Origin of the sequence: Curtobacterium sp. PhB137, from assembly GCF_003814955.1 — a bacterium.
Classification (GTDB): Bacteria; Actinomycetota; Actinomycetes; order Actinomycetales; family Microbacteriaceae; genus Curtobacterium.
Window position 1 is genome coordinate 17,677 of the sequence record NZ_RKQO01000010.1, and the last position, 16,520, is coordinate 34,196.

17 protein-coding genes and 1 riboswitch are annotated in these 16,520 nt (G+C 74.0%); of the genes, 7 read left to right on the forward strand and 10 right to left on the reverse strand.

What is annotated here, in order from left to right:
* Positions 1-16: 16 nt before the first annotated feature.
* The 4 genes from EDF28_RS17390 to EDF28_RS17405 all read right to left on the reverse strand — a co-directional run bounded on the left by EDF28_RS17390 (position 17) and on the right by EDF28_RS17405 (position 3,364).
* Positions 17-721, reverse strand: a complete 705-nt coding sequence (locus EDF28_RS17390) for a MerR family transcriptional regulator (protein ID WP_123939177.1) — start codon at positions 719-721, stop codon at positions 17-19.
* Positions 721-1,200: an FHA domain-containing protein gene (locus tag EDF28_RS17395; RefSeq protein WP_123292449.1), complete on the reverse strand. Its 480-nt coding sequence runs from the start codon at positions 1,198-1,200 to the stop codon at positions 721-723. Before EDF28_RS17395 ends, EDF28_RS17390 begins: the two co-directional genes overlap by 1 nt.
* Positions 1,201-1,313: 113 nt before the next feature.
* Positions 1,314-2,333, reverse strand: coding sequence for an iron ABC transporter permease (locus EDF28_RS17400; RefSeq protein ID WP_260155075.1), 1,020 nt, complete (start codon positions 2,331-2,333; stop codon positions 1,314-1,316).
* Positions 2,330-3,364, reverse strand: coding sequence for an iron ABC transporter permease (locus tag EDF28_RS17405; RefSeq protein ID WP_123939178.1), 1,035 nt, complete (start codon positions 3,362-3,364; stop codon positions 2,330-2,332). The genes EDF28_RS17400 and EDF28_RS17405 overlap by 4 nt, the downstream gene beginning before the upstream one ends.
* Before the next feature lie 160 nt (positions 3,365-3,524).
* On the opposite strand from EDF28_RS17405, the gene EDF28_RS17410 reads away from it, so the two are divergent.
* Positions 3,525-5,063, forward strand: a complete 1,539-nt coding sequence (locus EDF28_RS17410) for a S1C family serine protease (protein ID WP_260155076.1) — start codon at positions 3,525-3,527, stop codon at positions 5,061-5,063.
* Between the two features lie 38 nt (positions 5,064-5,101).
* Here EDF28_RS17410 and EDF28_RS17415 read toward each other — a convergent pair whose 3' ends face one another.
* Together EDF28_RS17415 and EDF28_RS17420 are read right to left on the reverse strand one after the other, a co-directional pair.
* Complete coding sequence (locus tag EDF28_RS17415) at positions 5,102-6,265, reverse strand: hypothetical protein (RefSeq protein WP_123939179.1); 1,164 nt, start codon at positions 6,263-6,265, stop codon at positions 5,102-5,104.
* 161 nt (positions 6,266-6,426) lie between these two features.
* Positions 6,427-6,684 carry a hypothetical protein gene (locus tag EDF28_RS17420; RefSeq protein ID WP_260155077.1) on the reverse strand — a complete coding sequence of 86 codons (258 nt, stop codon included), beginning with the start codon at positions 6,682-6,684 and terminating at the stop codon, positions 6,427-6,429.
* A 33-nt stretch (positions 6,685-6,717) separates the two neighbouring features.
* On the opposite strand from EDF28_RS17420, the gene EDF28_RS17425 reads away from it, so the two are divergent.
* Positions 6,718-7,080 (forward strand): RNA-binding S4 domain-containing protein, encoded by a 363-nt coding sequence (locus EDF28_RS17425; RefSeq protein WP_123292446.1) that lies wholly within the window; start codon positions 6,718-6,720, stop codon positions 7,078-7,080.
* Between the two features lie 9 nt (positions 7,081-7,089).
* Here the strand turns inward: EDF28_RS17425 and EDF28_RS17430 are convergent, their stop codons facing one another.
* From EDF28_RS17430 to EDF28_RS17440, 3 genes are all read right to left on the reverse strand, one after another.
* Complete coding sequence (locus EDF28_RS17430; protein WP_123939180.1) at positions 7,090-8,055, reverse strand: DnaJ domain-containing protein; 966 nt, start codon at positions 8,053-8,055, stop codon at positions 7,090-7,092.
* Positions 8,056-8,151: 96 nt separating this feature from the next.
* Entirely contained in the window at positions 8,152-9,243 is a 1,092-nt protein-coding gene (locus EDF28_RS17435; protein ID WP_123939181.1) for a winged helix DNA-binding domain-containing protein, read from the reverse strand.
* Positions 9,240-9,986, reverse strand: coding sequence for a phosphotransferase enzyme family protein (locus tag EDF28_RS17440; RefSeq protein WP_123292443.1), 747 nt, complete (start codon positions 9,984-9,986; stop codon positions 9,240-9,242). The genes EDF28_RS17435 and EDF28_RS17440 overlap by 4 nt, the downstream gene beginning before the upstream one ends.
* Before the next feature lie 139 nt (positions 9,987-10,125).
* Here EDF28_RS17440 and EDF28_RS17445 point away from each other — a divergent pair, with 139 nt between their 5' ends.
* Together EDF28_RS17445 and EDF28_RS17450 are read left to right on the forward strand one after the other, a co-directional pair.
* Positions 10,126-10,767: a GntR family transcriptional regulator gene (locus EDF28_RS17445; protein ID WP_123939182.1), complete on the forward strand. Its 642-nt coding sequence runs from the start codon at positions 10,126-10,128 to the stop codon at positions 10,765-10,767.
* Complete coding sequence (locus tag EDF28_RS17450) at positions 10,764-12,008, forward strand: MFS transporter (protein WP_221182585.1); 1,245 nt, start codon at positions 10,764-10,766, stop codon at positions 12,006-12,008. Before EDF28_RS17445 ends, EDF28_RS17450 begins: the two co-directional genes overlap by 4 nt.
* A 240-nt stretch (positions 12,009-12,248) precedes the next feature.
* On the opposite strand, the gene EDF28_RS17455 is transcribed toward EDF28_RS17450, so the two are convergent.
* Complete coding sequence (locus tag EDF28_RS17455; protein ID WP_123939183.1) at positions 12,249-13,175, reverse strand: NUDIX hydrolase; 927 nt, start codon at positions 13,173-13,175, stop codon at positions 12,249-12,251.
* Positions 13,176-13,287: 112 nt separating this feature from the next.
* Positions 13,288-13,383: riboswitch (TPP riboswitch) on the forward strand.
* Here EDF28_RS17455 and thiM point away from each other — a divergent pair.
* From thiM to EDF28_RS17470, 3 genes are all read left to right on the forward strand, one after another.
* Positions 13,372-14,244 carry a hydroxyethylthiazole kinase gene (thiM, locus tag EDF28_RS17460; RefSeq protein ID WP_185094284.1) on the forward strand — a complete coding sequence of 291 codons (873 nt, stop codon included), beginning with the start codon at positions 13,372-13,374 and terminating at the stop codon, positions 14,242-14,244. Its footprint overlaps the riboswitch before it by 12 nt.
* Positions 14,241-14,972 carry a thiamine phosphate synthase gene (thiE, locus tag EDF28_RS17465; protein ID WP_123939184.1) on the forward strand — a complete coding sequence of 244 codons (732 nt, stop codon included), beginning with the start codon at positions 14,241-14,243 and terminating at the stop codon, positions 14,970-14,972. The genes thiM and thiE overlap by 4 nt, the downstream gene beginning before the upstream one ends.
* A complete protein-coding gene (locus tag EDF28_RS17470) occupies positions 14,969-16,492 on the forward strand; it encodes a bifunctional hydroxymethylpyrimidine kinase/phosphomethylpyrimidine kinase (protein ID WP_123939185.1) in 1,524 nt (507 codons plus the stop codon). The genes thiE and EDF28_RS17470 overlap by 4 nt, the downstream gene beginning before the upstream one ends.
* Positions 16,493-16,520: the final 28 nt, after the last annotated feature.

Sequence of the window (16,520 nt, forward strand, 5' to 3'; positions counted from 1 at the left end):
GGAGCACCGGAACGGATCATGGGTCGAGACGACCGATCGCCGCGCGGATGAGGCTCGAGCGGATGACCTCGAGCTGGACGGCGATCTCGCGTGCCAGTTCCGTGGCCTTCGCCCGCGACGTCGCATCGCCCCGGCGGGACACGGGCATGAGTGCGGATTCGATGAGTCCGACCTCGCGCTCGGCGGTGCTGCGGAGCGTGCGCAGGTGCCGCGGCTCGATGCCGGTCCGCTGCAGCTCGACGAGTGCCTTGAGGACGGACACGCTGTCCTCGCCGTAGGTCTCGGTGGCCGGGAGCAGTGATGCGGAGACCGCGTCGGCCAGGAGCATCGGGGACGCGCCGGCCGCTCGGGCCGTCTCGTCGCGGGTGTACCGACGCTCGCGCCCGAGGATCGAGGGACGCGGGGCGTCCCCACCGCCCGGCAGGACGGGCTCGCGACCGGCGTCGAGGTCGGCGAGGTAGTCCTTGATGACCTTGAGCGGCAGGTAGTGGTCGCGCTGCAGGCCGAGGATCACCCGGAGGCGGTCGACGTCGGCCGCCGAGAACTTGCGGTACCCACTGGCCGTGCGGATCGGCGTGACGAGCTCGCGCTCTTCGAGGAAGCGCAGCTTGGAACTCGACAGGTCCGCGAACTCGGGCTTGAGGCGAGCGAGGACCTGCCCGATCGTGAGCAGGTCCGGTGCCGCTGACCCCGCCCGGGCCGCAGCGGACCGTGCGGCCACTACGCGTTCGCCAGGCGCGCCAGGTCGACCCGGGACGCGTAGAACGTCAGGCGGAACTTGCCGACCTGGACCTCTGCCCCGTCGGTGAGCGGTGCTTCGTCGATGCGGTCACCGTCGAAGTACGTGCCGTTGAGCGAACCGTTGTCCTTGACGGTGAACGCCGTGCCGTGCCGCAGGAACTGCGCGTGCTTGCGCGACACCGTGACGTCGTCGAGGAAGATGTCGGCGTCGGGGTGTCGACCCGCCGTCGTGACGTCGGAGTCGAGGAGGAACCGCGCACCCACGTTCGGACCGCGGCGCACGACGAGCAGCGCCGATCCGGACGGCAGGGCGTTGACCGCCTCGCGCTCTTCCGCTGAGACACCGGACTCGGCGGTGAGCGCCGCGCCCATGTCCATGCTGAAGGTCAACGTGGTGTCGACCAGCCGCTGCTCCGGGGTCTTCTGACCGTCCGGCTGCGGGACCACTGGATCTGGCATCGGTGGACCTCCTCCTCTTGGCCCACCAGCGTATCGGAAAGGAGGGCTCCAGCGGCAGCCCCGAACTGGGCCTGTGGACGATCGTCCGCGGTGCGCGAACGCGCGGCCCGGGTTCAGCGACCGCGCGCGAGCAACCAGAGCAGGTACGGGGCGCCGACGACACCCGTCACGACGCCGACGGGCAGGGCGTTGCCGGGGATCGCGAACTGGGCGATGAGGTCGCTGCCGAGGGTGATCGCCGCTCCCACCGCGGCTGCCGGCCCGAGGGCGACGCGGCCGCCGCCGACGAGCCGACGGGCGATCGGCGCCGCCATCAGTGCGACGAACGACACCGGCCCCGCCGTGGCGACCGCAGCGGCGGTCAGGCACACCGCGGTGAGGAGCAGCAGCACCTTCGCGCGGTCCGGCCGGAGCCCGAGGGCCGCCGAGACCTCGTCGCCGAGCGTCAGGACGGTCAGGCGCGACGACTGCAGCAGGGCCAGCAGGAAGAGCACGACGAACGCGACACCGAGCACGCCGACCAGGTTCCGGTCGACGGCGTTCAGACTGCCGGACAACCACAGCAGCGCGGTGCCGGCCTGGGTGACGGTGCCGCTGGTGAGCATCCACCCCGTGATGCTCAGGCAGATCGCCGAGACGCCGATCCCGACGAGCACGACGCGGTTGCCGGTGATCCCCCGCCGCCAGGCCAGTCCGGCGATCACGATCGACACCACGACCGCGCCGACGAGCACGACCGAGAACAGGGTGCCGCCGGACGCCCCGAACAGCACGATCGCGGTGAGCCCCGCAGCACTGGCACCCGAGGTGATGCCGATGACGTCCGGGCTCGCGATCGGGTTGCGGACGACGCTCTGCACGATGGCGCCCGCGAGCCCCAGGCTGGCGCCGACCAGGATCGCACCGAGCACCCGGGGGCCGCGCAGCTGTCCGATGACGAAGTCCGAGATGCGGTCGCCCTGACCGAACAGCGCGCCGACCACCTGCGCCGGGGTGAGCGGGATCGAGCCGACCCCGAGTCCGATGAGCACCAGCGCGACGAGCACGACGACGACGACCGCCAGGACCACGAGCTCGCGCCGGGCACCGACGAGCTCCTGCCGGACGCCGACCGACCGGCGGACACGACTCACAGGCCCCGCACCGCCCTCGACCGCACGAGTGCGATGAACACCGGCGCACCGATGAGGGCCGTGACGATGCCGACCTGCAGCTCCCCCGGGTACGCCACGACGCGACCGATGACGTCGGCCACCAGCAGCAGCGCCGGCGCGACGATCGCGGACAGCAGGATGGTCCACCGGTGGTCGGGGCCGCTCAGCCGACGGACGGCGTGCGGGACGGCGAGCCCGACGAAGGCGATCGGCCCCGCTGCGGCCACGGCCGAGCCGGCGAGCAGCACGGTCACGAGCCCGCCGACGGCCCGGACGAGCACGACGCGTTGCCCGAGCGACGCCGCGAGCTCGTCGCCGAGGGCGAGCGTGTTGAGCGAGCGGCCCAGGCCGAACGCGATCGCGAGACCGATCAGCACCGGCGCCGTGATGATGCCGGCGGTGCCGAGGTCCTTGCCGGCGAGGGCTCCCACCTGCCAGAACCGCAGCTGGTCGAGCAGGCTCGCGTTCGTGACGAGCACCGCCGTCGTGATCGACGACAGCGCGGCGGCGACCACGGCACCGGACAGCGCGAGGCCGACCGGCGACAGTCCGCGCCGGGCGACGGCGGCGATCCCGTAGACGAGCAGTGCGGCCAGGGCAGCACCGAGGAAGGCGAACGGCAGGTAGGCGGCCGTGCCGCTCACCCCGAAGAGCGCGATGCCGGCGACCACGGCGAGGGCCGCCCCGGAGTTGATGCCGAGGACGCTCGGGTCGGCGAGCGGGTTGCGGGTCACGCCCTGCATCACCGCGCCGGCGACACCGAGGGCGGCACCTGCGAGGAGCCCGACGACGGTTCGCGGGACACGGTTGCCGAGCACGATCAGCCCGATCTCGTCGTTCCGCCCCGGGTGCAGGACGGTGTCGAGCACGGTGTGGAGCGGGATCGGCCGGGATCCGTAGGCGATCGACAGCGCGCACGCCACGGCGAGGACGACGACGGCCAGCACGGTCGCCCCGACCAGACGGGAGACGGAGGCGGGCGCCGGTGGCGCGGACGTGGAGGAGCGCATGGGAAGTAAGGCAACCCTAACGCCCGAACCCCACTCGGCGTCCCCCGAGCAAGCCCGGAGCAGTCGCTGGGTCCGTTCATAGGCTCGTCATTGGATCGCCGCCTGTACTGGTCTCCATCGACACCCGCCCGGGTCGTCGAGGGACGACCGGAGAGCACCGATGAACGAGACCCCGAACCCCGCCGCCGACGCCGACCGCGAGCACGACGAGCAGGGCACCGCCCGGACCGACGGCACGCAGCAGCAGCGGCAGCAGCAGGCGTACGGGATGAGCTGGGAGGCACCCCACGCCGACCCCGCCACCCTCCGTCCGGCCTACGCCTTCGACGGCTCCGGGCCGTACCTGTACGGCCCGGACGGCTCCGGCCCCTACGCCTACTCCCCCGACGGCCGCGGCCCGTACCTGATCGGCAGCCCGGCGCTCACCGGCACCCACCACGCCTGGGCGCACACCGCGGCGACGGCGAACCACCCGGGAGCGAGCACGAAGCGCCCGCGTCGCCTCGGGCTGATGATCGGCTCCGGCATCGCGGCCCTCGCGATCGTCGGCGCCGCCGGTGGCACGGCCCTCGGCCTGTCCTCGCAGAGCACGACCACGACGTCGAGCCAGTCGCAGGGCACCACGACGCTGCCCGACACCGGCAGCGGCACGGGCAGCAGCGACGGCACGAACGGCTTCACCGTCCCCGGAGACGGCAGCGGAACCGGCAACGGGACCGACGGCAGCGGCACCACGGGCAACGGTACCGACGGCAGCACCGGCACGAGCACCGAGTCCGCCGCCACCGCAGCGACCGCCGCCCAGAAGAAGGGCGTCGTGACGATCAACACCGTCCTGAACTACGACGAGTCCTCGCAGGCGGCCGGCACCGGCATGATCCTCAGCTCGAACGGCACGGTCCTGACGAACAACCACGTCATCCAGGGCGCCACGAGCATCACCGTCACCGACGAGACCACCGGCAAGGAGTACAAGGCGGACGTGGTCGGCACCGACGCCACGAACGACGTCGCCGTGCTGAAGCTCGAGGATGCCTCCGGCCTGTCCACCGTCACGCTCGACGACGACGGCGAGCCGAGCACCGGCGACACCGTCACCGACGTCGGCAACGCCGAGGGCACGGGCAACCTCGTCGCCGCCGAGGGCACCGTCACGGCCACCGACCAGGACATCCAGGTGCAGAGCGAGTCCGGCACCGGGACCGAGTCGCTGTCCGGTCTGATCGAGATCGCGGCGAACATCGTCTCCGGCGACTCCGGCGGCCCCGTCGTCGACAGCGAGGGCGAGGTCGTCGGCATGGCGACCGCAGCGTCCTCGGGCACCGCGGACGTCACCGGCTACGCCATCCCGATCACCACCGCGAAGGCGATCGCCGAGAAGATCCTGGCCGGGGAGTCCTCGAGCACGATCACCATCGGCCTGCCCGCGTTCCTCGGCGTCCAGGTCAGCAGCACCGCGGGCACCACGGGCGGCGTCGCCGTCGCCGGCACGGTCGAGGGGTCCGGTGCCGCGAGCGCCGGCCTGGCCGAGGGTGACACGATCACGAGCCTCGGCGGCAAGACGGTCACGACGTCGGACGAGCTCACCGCCGCCGTGCAGTCGCACTCCGTCGGCGACAAGGTCGTGGTCGGCTACACCGACAGCACCGGCGCCGCCAAGACCGTCACCGTCACCCTGACCGCCGGCCCGGCCGCCTGAGCGGAAGCAGAAGCGCGAGTGAGCGCCGCCCCGGCCGCCTAAGCGGAAGGAAGCAGCGCCCGCACCACCGACCGGTACACGTTGGCCGGGGAGTCCGTCTGGAAGACGGTCTCCCCGGCTTCCGTCTTGCCCACGCGGGCGAAGCCGATCCCCTCGGCACGCACGATCGTCACGGGCTTCGGCTTGCCCGGTCGACGCAGGTACGACACCGTCCACGGCGCCGCCCAGAAGCGTGCGAGACGCGGGTCCGCCTCGACGAGAGCCTCCGGCAGGTCCGGTGCGTCGGAGCCGCCGGCCAGCCGGCGGCCGAGCAGGTGCCCTGGGAGCGACCCCGTGCGGAACGGGAAGGTCCACGTCGGGCCGATGCCGAGCCTCCCGGCCGTCAGCGCGACCGCGCGGTCCGGCGTGACGGACGCGACCACCGCGCCCGCCTCGGCGGTCCCGTCCACGACGGTCTGCGACCAGGCCTGGAGGCGCGACTCGCCACCATCGGGCAGGTGCTGTTCCAGCGTGACCGGCTGGGCATCGCCCTGCCACGGCTCGAGCAGGGTCTGCGTCGACTCCGGCAGCGTGCCGAGTCGGCCGACGAGGCCCGCTTCGATGAGTTCGCGGCCCGCCGCGGTGCGGAGGAGCGTCGGGTTCCACCGGCGTCCGGCGAGGCTCTTGAGCGTGCCGACCGCGTCGGCGCTCAGGCGGGGGCCGTCGAGCTCCGGGCCGGGCGCCGGGGTGGGCAGCGGCTCGAGGTCGCGCTCGGGGCGGACCGGGGACGGCTCGGTGGCGCGGACGCTCTCGAGGACCGCGAACACGAGCTCGTCGGTCTCGAGCAGTCGTGCCAGGGGGCGTTCGATCGTCAGGTCGACGCGGTGCCGCCCGGTGACGAAGAGCAGGTGCGCACCCGCGACGTCGCCGTGTTCGTCGGGACGGACGTACTCGACCAGGCGCGCGGGGGCCCCGGCGGCGGTCCAGGTGTCGCAGCCGACGAGCAGCAGCCCCTCGACGGAACCGGGCAGTCTCGCGAGTAGTCCCGTGTTCTCGTCGCCGATCGCGCGGTCGCTGGGTCGGGATCGGACGGTGAGGACGATGTCGTCGCCGGTGACGCGCAGGTCCGCCTGGGCAGAGTCCTCGCGGCGCCACTGGTCGGGGCGGCGGAGGGTGAGGCGGGCGGTGCGGTCCTCGGTGCCGAGCGGGACGGGGACTGCCATGGGTCGAGGCTACGTCGGGTGCGGGGTGCGGAGGGGTGCGGCTCGCCGTGCGCGCGCGGGCGGGTGCGTGCGCTCCGCCCGGTGCGAGGTTGACCACTCCGTGCCGCGCAACAACCTCGCACCGGGCGGACAACCTCGCACCGAGCCGCCACTCGCGCGCGTCAGCGGCGGGGCGCGCGCGGGGGTGGGGGCGGCGGGACGGGCTTCGCGGCGACGACGTCGGCGAGCCGGACCTCGACCGGGCCGCGGCGGGTGGCGATCGTCACGGTGGCAGGGGTGCGGGCGACGAGGTCCCCGAGGGCGTCCTGTGCGCCGTCGCCGTGGTGCGCCCGGACCACGAGCCGGTCCCCGATCGCGGCGTCGTGCAGCACGCCGAGCGCACGGGCCCGCGCGATCGCCGCCTGTTCCCCGGTGCTCACCCGCCCAGCGTAGGGGCCGCCTAGAGTGAGGGGATGGCCAAGGCTCGCGTGGACAGCTGGATCTGGGCGGTGCGGATCACCAAGACCCGCTCCGCTGCGACCGCCGCGTGCAAGGCCGGGCACGTCCGGGTGAACGGGGAGCGCGCGAAGCCCGCGCAGCCGATCGGCCCCGGCGACGAGGTCCGGGTGCGGCAGAACGGCTTCGACCGGATCGTCGTCGTCACGGGCATCATCCTGAAGCGGACGAGCGCCCCCGAGGCCGCGAAGCACTTCGAGGACAAGACCCCACCGCGGCTGTCCAAGGAAGAGGCGGGGTTCGTCCCGATGCGCGACCGCGGTGCCGGACGCCCGAGCAAGCGGGAGCGCCGCGACCTCGAGAAGCTCCGCGGCTACTGACGCCCGTCGCTAGACGAAGCGGACGGTCTGCTGCAGTCGGTCGCGGATCTCGAACACGTCGACCGATCCGGGCGGGGACCACACGCCGTTCAGCACCTGCCCGAGCGCACTGCGGCGGACGACGAGCGCGGTCGGCTTCTTCGGGGAGCCGACGAGCTGCACGTCGACCTCGACGGCGGAGTCCGGCACGACGAGCAGCCGGCCGGTGAACCGCACCCGGGTCTGCTTCTGCACGGCACGGGCGGCGCGGACGAGTTCCTTCACCGGACGCTCGCCGGGCGCCAGGGTCTCCCCGACGATGTCGCCGTGCTCGACCCGGACGGGGGCTCCCCAGTCGATCGACTCGACGGCCCAGAGCCCGCTCGGGGTCAGGACGGCGTGGTCGAGCTTGCCCTCGGCCCCGGCGTCGAGGTCGTGCCAGACGGTGACGCCGATGCCCATGTCCGAGACGATCGAGGCGGTGGCCTCTTCGGCGAGCGCTTCGCCGAGCAGCCGTCGGATGTGCCGGGGCGCGGAACGGATGAGGGTGGGGTCGTAGGGGTCCTCGATGGGGTCGCCGAGTCCGACCCATTCGCGTTCTGCCTGCAGGAAGACCTCGCGGGAGCGTCCGCCGGGGTGTCCGTGGGACCGGGCGCGGGGGCGGGTGTCGCGACGGGCTGACGGGGGTGCGTAGGCGTCGCGGCCGGTGTCGGGCCTCCCGGTCGACGAACCGGACGCACCGGACGTGCTGAACGGACCGGCGCCGCTGCTGCTGAACGATCCGCGGGAGCCCGCGTCGTAGGCGCGGCGTGCTGCGGGCGTGCCGATGCGTTCCCAGGCGAGCTGGACGCGGCGGAAGTGCTGGGCGTCGCCGCCGAGGTCGGGGTGGGATTCGCGTGCCGCGCGCCGGTAGGCGCGGCGGAGCGCGTCGTCGTCGGCGGTCGCGGGGACGCCGAGGACTTCGTACGGGGTGGCGTCGGCCGGGCTGTCGGTCATGGCCCTGCGACATTACCCGAGGCAGGGTACGAGTCCGCCGCGTGGTTGCTGGGGACGGCCTGGAGGCTGGGATGGACTCGAGCCCACCGGCTGCGGTCAGCCGCTGGTCGCCTCCACCACCCCGAACGCGACGGGCGCGTCGAGGAACCGCGCGTACCGGGCGGCGGCCGCCTCGAGCGCGCGCACCGAGGCGTCGTCGAGTGCCGCGAAGGGTGTGACGGTGACGGCCACCCCGCTGGCGCGCTCGGTCCGCTTCCAGGTGCCGACGACCCGCCCGCGGACCACGGCCATCGGCAGGAACATGCCGTTGGCGCCCGGGACGACCCGGTCGGCGTGTGCGGGGTCGAGCTGGGCGGAGCGGTCGGCGTACCCGAGCAGGTACTCGTCGAACCCGGGGAGCAGGTGTCCGGTGGGTGTGCCACTGGTGGTGGGTCGATTGGCGAGCGCGAGGAGTCCGTCGCCGAGGTCCTCGACGGCGGCGCCGGCGGCGGCTCGGGCACGGCGGAGGTCGCCGAGCGGGAGCTTCGTCCAGCTGGCGGCGTCGGCCTCGGTGGCGGGGCCGCGGCCGCGCAGGTACCCGAGCAGGACCCGGCGGAGTGCTTCGTCGCGGTCGGGGACCTCGGCGAGCGCCGGTGCCCACTCGTCGAGGAGCACGAGTCCCTGGCCGACGCGGGCGGTGGGGCCCCAGGCGACGAGTCCCTCTTGCGAGAGCTGCAGCAGCAGGTGGTAGCCGCGGCCGGCGGTGGGGTCGATGCCGGCGGCGCGGTACTCGTCGAAGAGTTCGTCGCGGACGAGGGCGCGGCGGCCGGACAGTGCGGCGACGGTGGTGTCCCGTGCTCGGTCGAGCAGGGGTTGGTCGATGCCGAGTTCGGTGGCGCGTCGGGCGATGCTGCGCAGGGTCCGTTCGGCGGTCAGGGAGAGCAGGAGCCGGAGGTCGTCGGGGCGCATGGCGTGCAGGGTGCCCCGCATCGGCCACGAGCGGACGAGCTCGCCGCGGTCGAAGGCGGCGCGGACGTCGTCACGGGTGGCTCCGGGTGCGCGGACCCCGATGGCCCAGAGCACCTGGCCGAGGTCCTGCCCCTGCACGGCGGTCATCCGTTCGACCGCACAGGTGGGGCCGAGGCCGGCGACGGCGATCCCCTGCGCGGCGAGCCGCAGCGTGCGGAGCTGCGCAGGGGTCGGGGTCACGCGACGGCGGCGGCGATGGCGTCGGCGTGCTGCTCGATGTAGGCGACGTCGGCCCGGTACAGGTCGGCGTGCCCGTGCGCCAGGTCGCTGACGAACTTCGGGTTGCCGGCGGCGGCCTCGGTCTCCATGGTGGTGACCATCGCGACGAGGGACGCGGCCATCGTCTCGGCGAGGACGCTGCGGGAGCGGTCGTCGAGGTCGTAGGCGCGGCAGAACTCCGCGGCACGGGCGAGCCGGTCGTCGAGGTCCGGGGCGGTCATGCCCTCGACGGCGCCGGTGGTGAACGGGGCGAACCGGTACACGGCACTCGCGACGTCCCAGACCCGGGGACCGGGGTGTGCGGTGTCGAAGTCGATGAGCCCCACGGCCTGGATGCCGTCGTAGACGCAGTTGTACGGGGCGAAGTCGCCGTGCACGATCGTCTCGACGGGGGTGCGTTCGGCCTGCGACCAGCAGTCGCGCGCCCCGTCACGCGGGAACGTGGTCGCGGCGTCGTGGAAGTGCCGGAGCAGTCGTGCGCTCGTGACGAGGGCGGCTTCGCTCGCGACGTCCTCGGTCCACGGGTACTCCCCCGCGACCCCGGGGACGAACGACACCGTCTCGAGGGTGTCGCCGTGCTCGATCGGTTCCGGTGCCGCGACGAACCCCTGTTCGTGCAGGTGTGCGAGCAGCCGGTGGACGGTCGGTGTCCACGGTCCGGCCGGGCGGTGGACTCGGTCGTCGGCCCTGGTGATCCGCTCCATGGGGAACCTCCTGTGTGTGCGTCTCCGTTGACGTCCGGCCAGCGTATCGACGTGTGCCGCCGCGTGTGACCCGGTGGTGTGAACAACACGTCACGTGACGGCATGCAGCGTTGCATGCAAGGGCGTACGATCGTTCACCGTGGAGCAGCACACGACGACCCAGGCCGCATCCGACCGCGCGTACGACCACGTCAAGCGGGCGATCATCCGCGGCGACCTCCCGGGTGGGACCGCGATCAGCGAGAACGCCCTGTGCCAGGAGATCGGGGTGTCCCGCACCCCCGTGCACGAGGCCTTCCTGCGCCTGGCCGCCGAGGACCTGCTCACCCTGGAGTCCCGCAAGGGTGCGGTGGTGCGCCCGATGTCCCCGAACGAGGCGGCGGACGTACTGGAGATGCGCGAGGCGATCGAGGCCACGGCGGCGGCCCGCGTCGTGACCGACGGCCGCGTGGCGGACGTCACCCCGGGCCTCCAGGCCATGCTGGCGGAGCAGGAGCAGGCGGTCGCGACGGGCGACGTCGACCGGTTCATCGAGGTCGACGCGGCGTTCCACGGTGCGGTGATCGGCGCGTCGCGGAACGCGATCGCGGTGCGCTTCGCGCAGACGCTCCGTGACCGGCAGAACCGGCTCCGACACCAGCTGATGCGGGTGCAGCCGTCGCAGCTGCAGGCCTCGCTCGACGACCACCGAGCCCTCGCGGCAGCCCTGGCAGCTGGCGACGCGGCCCGCTACGCCGAGGTCCTGCACGCCCACGTCGCCTCACACCGGGGTGCCCTGTGAGCGCGACGGGGAGCATCCCCACCACCGGCTCACTGTCCGTCCCCTCGGCGCGCGTGATGCCCTGGGTCGCGGTGTGGGGCGCGGTGTTCGTCTGCTCGTGGGGCGGCAACCAGTTCTCGCCCCTGCTGCTCATGTACGAGGGCCGCGAGCACTACTCGTCGGTCGTCGTCAACGTCTTCCTGGGCGTCTACGTGCTCGGGCTCGCGCCGGCGCTGCTCGTCGCCGGGTCGCTGTCCGACCGGCACGGCCGCAAGCCCCTCATGCTCGCCGCCATCGTGTCCGCCGTCGTCGGCAGCGGACTGCTCGCGCTCGGACCGCTCGGCCCCGGGTTCCTGGCGGCCGGACGGCTGTTCTCCGGCATCACCGTCGGCATCGCCATGGCCGTCGGCAACAGCTGGGTCAAGGAGCTGTCGCAGGGACGCTTCGACCCCGCCGCCGACGCCGGGTCCGGTGCCCGCCGGGCCTCGCTGGCGTTCACGCTCGGTTCGGCGTCCGGCGCGCTGGTGGCCGGGCTCATCGCACAGTGGGGCCCGATCCCCGAGGTGCTGCCCTTCCTGGTCCACATCGTCGTCGCACTGCCCTTCGCCGTCGTCGTCTGGCGCACCCCCGAGACCAACCGCTCCGGCGGTGTCCCCGGTCCGTGGTGGCGCCAGCTGCGGGTGCCGAGCGCCGGGCACCGACGGTTCACCCGGGTGGTGCTCGTCACCGCCCCGTGGATCTTCGGCTCGGCGGCGATCGGGTACGGCTACCTGCCGACCCGGCTCACCGGAGCCACCGGCGCGTGGGGCCTGCTGTTCGCCACCGCCGCGACGGTCGTCGCCCTCGGGGTGTCCAGTGCGGTCCAACCCCTCGCGCGGCGCGTGCACTCGCTGACCTCGGCCCGCGGGCTCACGACGGCCCTCGCGTGCATGACGGCCGGCATCGCCGTGGTCGTCGTCGCGATCGAGCTGCAGTCCGTCGTGGTCGGACTCGTCGCGAACGTCGTCATCGGCGTCGGGATCGGGCTCGCCCTGGTGTCGTCGCTGCTCGAGGTGCAGCGGATCGCGGGGTCCCGCGACCTGGCCGGACTGACCGGGGTGTTCTACGCGGCGGCGTACGCGGGGTTCCTGGCGCCGGCCGTGATCGCGGCGATCGCGAACGTCGTGGCGCTGCCGGTCGTCCTCTGGGTGATCGTCGGACTCGGTGTCGTGTCGTGGGGCGCGGTGGTCGTGTCGTCGCGGCGGTACCTGCCGACGGCGTAGGCGGGCGGGGGCTCGGGGGCGCGGGGGCGCGGGCGTACGGGGGCGCGGGCGTGCGCCGCACCGTGCGCGGTGCGTCAGTCCGTGCGACACCGGCCGCTCGGTGCGAGGTTGATGCGGCGCACGGAGCGATCAAGCCAGCACCGAACGAACGACCTCGCACCGTGCGCCGGACGCCGGACGCCGGACGCCATGCGCCGTGCGCCGTGCGTCCTCGCACCGTGCGCCGACGGCGTACCGCCGCTAGAACTGGTCGCGCAGCCAGGACGGCCCGTGCACCACGGCACCGAGCGCCTCGACGCGGGCACGGAGCTCGCGATCCGCCGTGACGACCACGACGGGACCGTCGCCGGCCTCCACCGCGGCACGAGCGGCGTCCACGATGGCGTCGTCCCCCGAACCCGGCGCTGCGACGACGTCGAGTGCACGGGGCAGTGCACGGGGCAGTGCGCCGTCCGACGACCCGGAGGCGCCCCGGGCCTCGCGGGCCTCGCCCTCGAGCACGACGGTCCACCGCGGCCACCAGCGGGCGAACGGCAGCGCCAGCACGTCGGCGGTCACCCCGGACTCGGCGAGCGCCGTCACCGACGACAGCAGGCGTGCGGCGGCTCCCGCCCGGTCCTTCCACCAGCCGTCGGGCACGCTGCCGACGACGTTCGCCGCGTCGACGACGACGTGCGGGGTGGTGGTGAGGGACGCGCGGAGCGCCGGCCACGACCTCCCGAACCCGGGGTGGAGCGGCAGGTCGTCGACCTCGTCGACGGGGATCCAGGACAGGGCGAGGCTCTCGCGGTCCGCGATCACCGGTTCGAACGGCCGAGCGGCACGCCCCACCACGGTCGTGTAGGTCCAGAACCCCAGGTCGAGGAGTGCCGTGTGGCGCAGGTCGACGCCGTCGTGGGGCACACCGGCTTCCTCGGCGGACTCGCGGAGCGCACCGGTGACGGCCTCCTCGCCCTGGTGCCGTGCCCCGCCGGGGATGCCCCACGTGCCGCCGTGGTGGCTCCACTCGACGCGGTGCTGCAGGAGCACGCGTCCGGCGCCGTCGTCGACGAGCAGGCCTGCCGCGCCGAAGAGTCCCCAGGCCTTGGTGCCGTCGGGACCGACCGCCCAGGCATCGCCGGGGTCGCGGGGGCCCGGTGGCGGTCCGGGAGGCGTGGTGTCTGGCACACACCAACCCTGTCACACGGTGCAGGGCATGTGACCGGAGACGACGGGGCCGGAGACGACGGGGCCGGAGACGACGAGCCGTGGCCCGGCGCAGCTGCTCGTGTACGGTGTCGATCGAGACACGGGGTGCCGCAACCAGCGGCTGAGATCACACCCGTCGAACCTGCTCGAGCTCGTACTCGCGAAGGGATCGTCCATGGAAACCGCTGCGCCCTCCCCTGCCTGGGCCCACCGAACCGCCGAACTGCTCGAGGCCGTCAGAGCCCGGAGCCCGTTGGTGCAGTGCATCACGAACACCGTGGTGCAGAACGTCACCGCGAACGTGCTGCTCGCCCTCGGGGCCTCGCCCGCGATGGTCGACGTGGCGACCGAGGCGGGACCGTTCGCCCGGGTCGCCGACGCCCTGCTGGTGAACACCGGCACCCCGCACGCCGAACCCCGGGTCGCGGCGCTCGAGGCCGCGCACGCCGCCCACGACACCGGTACCCCCTGGGTGCTCGACCCCGTCGCGGTCGGCTCGTTGCCGGTGCGCACCGCCCTGGCCCGCGAGCTGCTCGCACTGCACCCGACGGTGCTGCGCGGCAACGCGTCCGAGGTCCTCGCCCTGCTCGGCACGTCGGCCGGTGGCCGCGGTGTCGACAGCACGGTGGGCACCGAGGACGCCCGTGCGGCTGCGGTCGACGCCGTGTCCGGTCAGGCGGCCGGGAGGCTCGTGGCCGCGGTGGCCGTGTCGGGTCCCGTCGACCTGCTGGTCGCGCCGGGCACCGGTGTGGTGCGGGTCGCGAACGGCACCGAGCTGTTGACGCGGATCACCGGGGGCGGGTGCGCCCTCGGCGCGGTCGTCGCCGCGTTCACGTCGGTCGCGCCCGACGACGCCGGTGCGGCCGCCGTCGCGGCGACCGCGGTGCACACGATCGCCGCGGAGCTCGCCGCCCGCGAGGCCGGCGGCCCCGGCACCTTCCAGCCGCTGTTCCTCGACCGGTTGGCGTCGCTCACCCCCGAGGACGTCGTCCGCGAGGCCCGGATCACGGTCGAGGCCGAGCCTGCGTCCCTGGTGGTGCCGGCATGAGCGGACTGCCGGAGGACTTCGGCGTGTACCTGGTCACCGACGGCGCCCTGGCCGACCGGCACGGTGTCGGTGTGCTCGGGGTGGTCCGCGCCGCGGTGCACGCCGGCGTCCGGATCGTGCAGGTGCGGGACAAGGACGCCTCGGCTCGGGACCTGCTGGCCTTGACCGCGGCGGTGGCCGACGCCGTGGGCGACCGCGCCGCCGTGGTGGTCGACGACCGGCTCGACGTCGCCCTCGCCGCTCGGCACGCGGGACACCGGGTCGCCGGGGTGCACCTCGGCCAGTCGGATGTGCCGGTGACCGCTGCTCGTGCCCTGCTCGGGCCGGACGCGCACGTGGGGTTGACCGCGAACACCCCGGAGCACCTGGCGGTCGTCACCCGCCTGCCCCGCGGCACCGTCGACCTGCTCGGCGTCGGGGTCGTGCACCCCACCACCACGAAGGCCGACCACCCGCCGGCGCTCGGGCACGACGGGTTCGCCCGGCTCGCGGCAGCGACGGACGTGCCGTGCGTGGCGATCGGCGGAGTGACCCTCCACGACGTCGCACCGCTCCGGGCAGCGGGCGCCGCCGGGGTCGCGATCGTGTCGGGCATCTGCGCCGCGGCCGATCCCGGGTCCGCAGCGGCCGCGTACGTGGCCGCGTGGAGCTCTGGACCCGGCCACGGGGCGGAGGCGAGGGGACCCGGTCAGGGTGATCCGGGCCTCCCGGCGGGGGCCTGGTCGTGAGCGTCCCGCGCGTCCTGGCCATCGCCGGGACCGACCCGACGGGCGGCGCCGGGTTGCAGGCCGACCTCAAGGCGATCGCGGCGCACGACGGGTACGGCATGGGCGTGGTCACCGCCCTCGTCGCGCAGAACACGCACGGGGTGCGGTCGGTGCACGTGCCGGACGTCGCGTTCCTGCGGGAGCAGCTCGACGCGGTGTCGGACGACGTCACCATCGACGCCGTGAAGATCGGGATGCTCGGCACAGCACCCGTCGTCCGCGTCGTGACGGACTGGTTGCGGGAGCACCGGCCGCCCGTGGTCGTCGTGGACCCGGTGATGGTGGCGACGAGTGGTGACCGGTTGCTCGACGAGGACGCCGCCGCGGCGATGGGGGCGCTGTTCGGGCTGGCCGACCTGCTGACGCCGAACCGGGCCGAGTTGCAGGTGTTGGCGGAGCTGGCCGGGGCTGGGGCTGGTGGTGCTCGTGCTGGTGCCGCTGGTTCTGCGGCTGGTGCGGCGCCTGCGTCGTTGTCGGCGCTGGACGCTGCGCGGCTCGTGGCGTCGACGTGGGACGTGCTCGTGCTGGCGAAGGGCGGGCACGACGAGGGGCCGACCTCCGACGACGTGCTCGTGTCGCCGTCGGGGTCCGTTCGACAGTTCACCGCTCCCCGCGTCGCGACGGCCAACACGCACGGCACCGGGTGCTCGCTGTCGAGCGCCATCGCGACGCTCGCTGCGCGGCACGGGGACTGGGAACTCGCGGTCGGGGTGGCGAAGCCCTGGCTGACGGCTGCGCTGCGGGGAGCCGATGCCCTGGAGGTCGGGTCCGGCAACGGGCCCATCGACCACGGTGCCGTGAGCCGAACGTTGCTGCCCGTGGTCCCCTTCACCGACGTGTGGTGGTCCGATGTCGGCTCCGTGCTGCAGGCCACGATCGAGTGCGGGTTCCTGGTCGGGCTGCGCGACGGGACGCTCGACGCGGACGTGTTCGCCGGGTACCTCGCGCAGGACGTGCACTACCTGCGGGCCTACGAGCAGCACCTGGCGGCGTTGGCGGCGAGCGCTGCTGGCGCGGGCGCTGGCGCTGCGGCTGCCGCCTTCTGGACGGCGGCGTCCGAGGGGTGCGCCGCCGAGGCCCGCGACCTGCACCACCGACGCCTCGCCGGCACCCACGCCGACGACCCCGTCCACCCGACGTGCGCCGGGTACCTCGCACACCTGCAGGAGGCGGCGGACTCCGGGTCGGCGGCCGTGCTCGCCGCGGCGGTGCTCCCCTGCTTCCGGGTCTACGCGTGGGTGGGGGCGCAGCTCGGCTCGGCGCCGGACGGGCACGCGTTCGCGGACTGGATCACGGCGTACGGCGACCCGGGCTTCGCAGCGTCGAGTGCCGAGGCGACCCGTCTGGTCGAGGAGATGGCGGCAGCAGCGACCCCGTCCGAGCGGGGGCGGATGGCGCGGGCGTTCCGCCGCTCGACCGAGTGGGAGCTGGCGTTCTTCGCGATGCCGCTGGTGGGGGCCGCGGGCGAGTTCACGTGCTGACCGACACCTCACGGGTTCGTCGACCCGC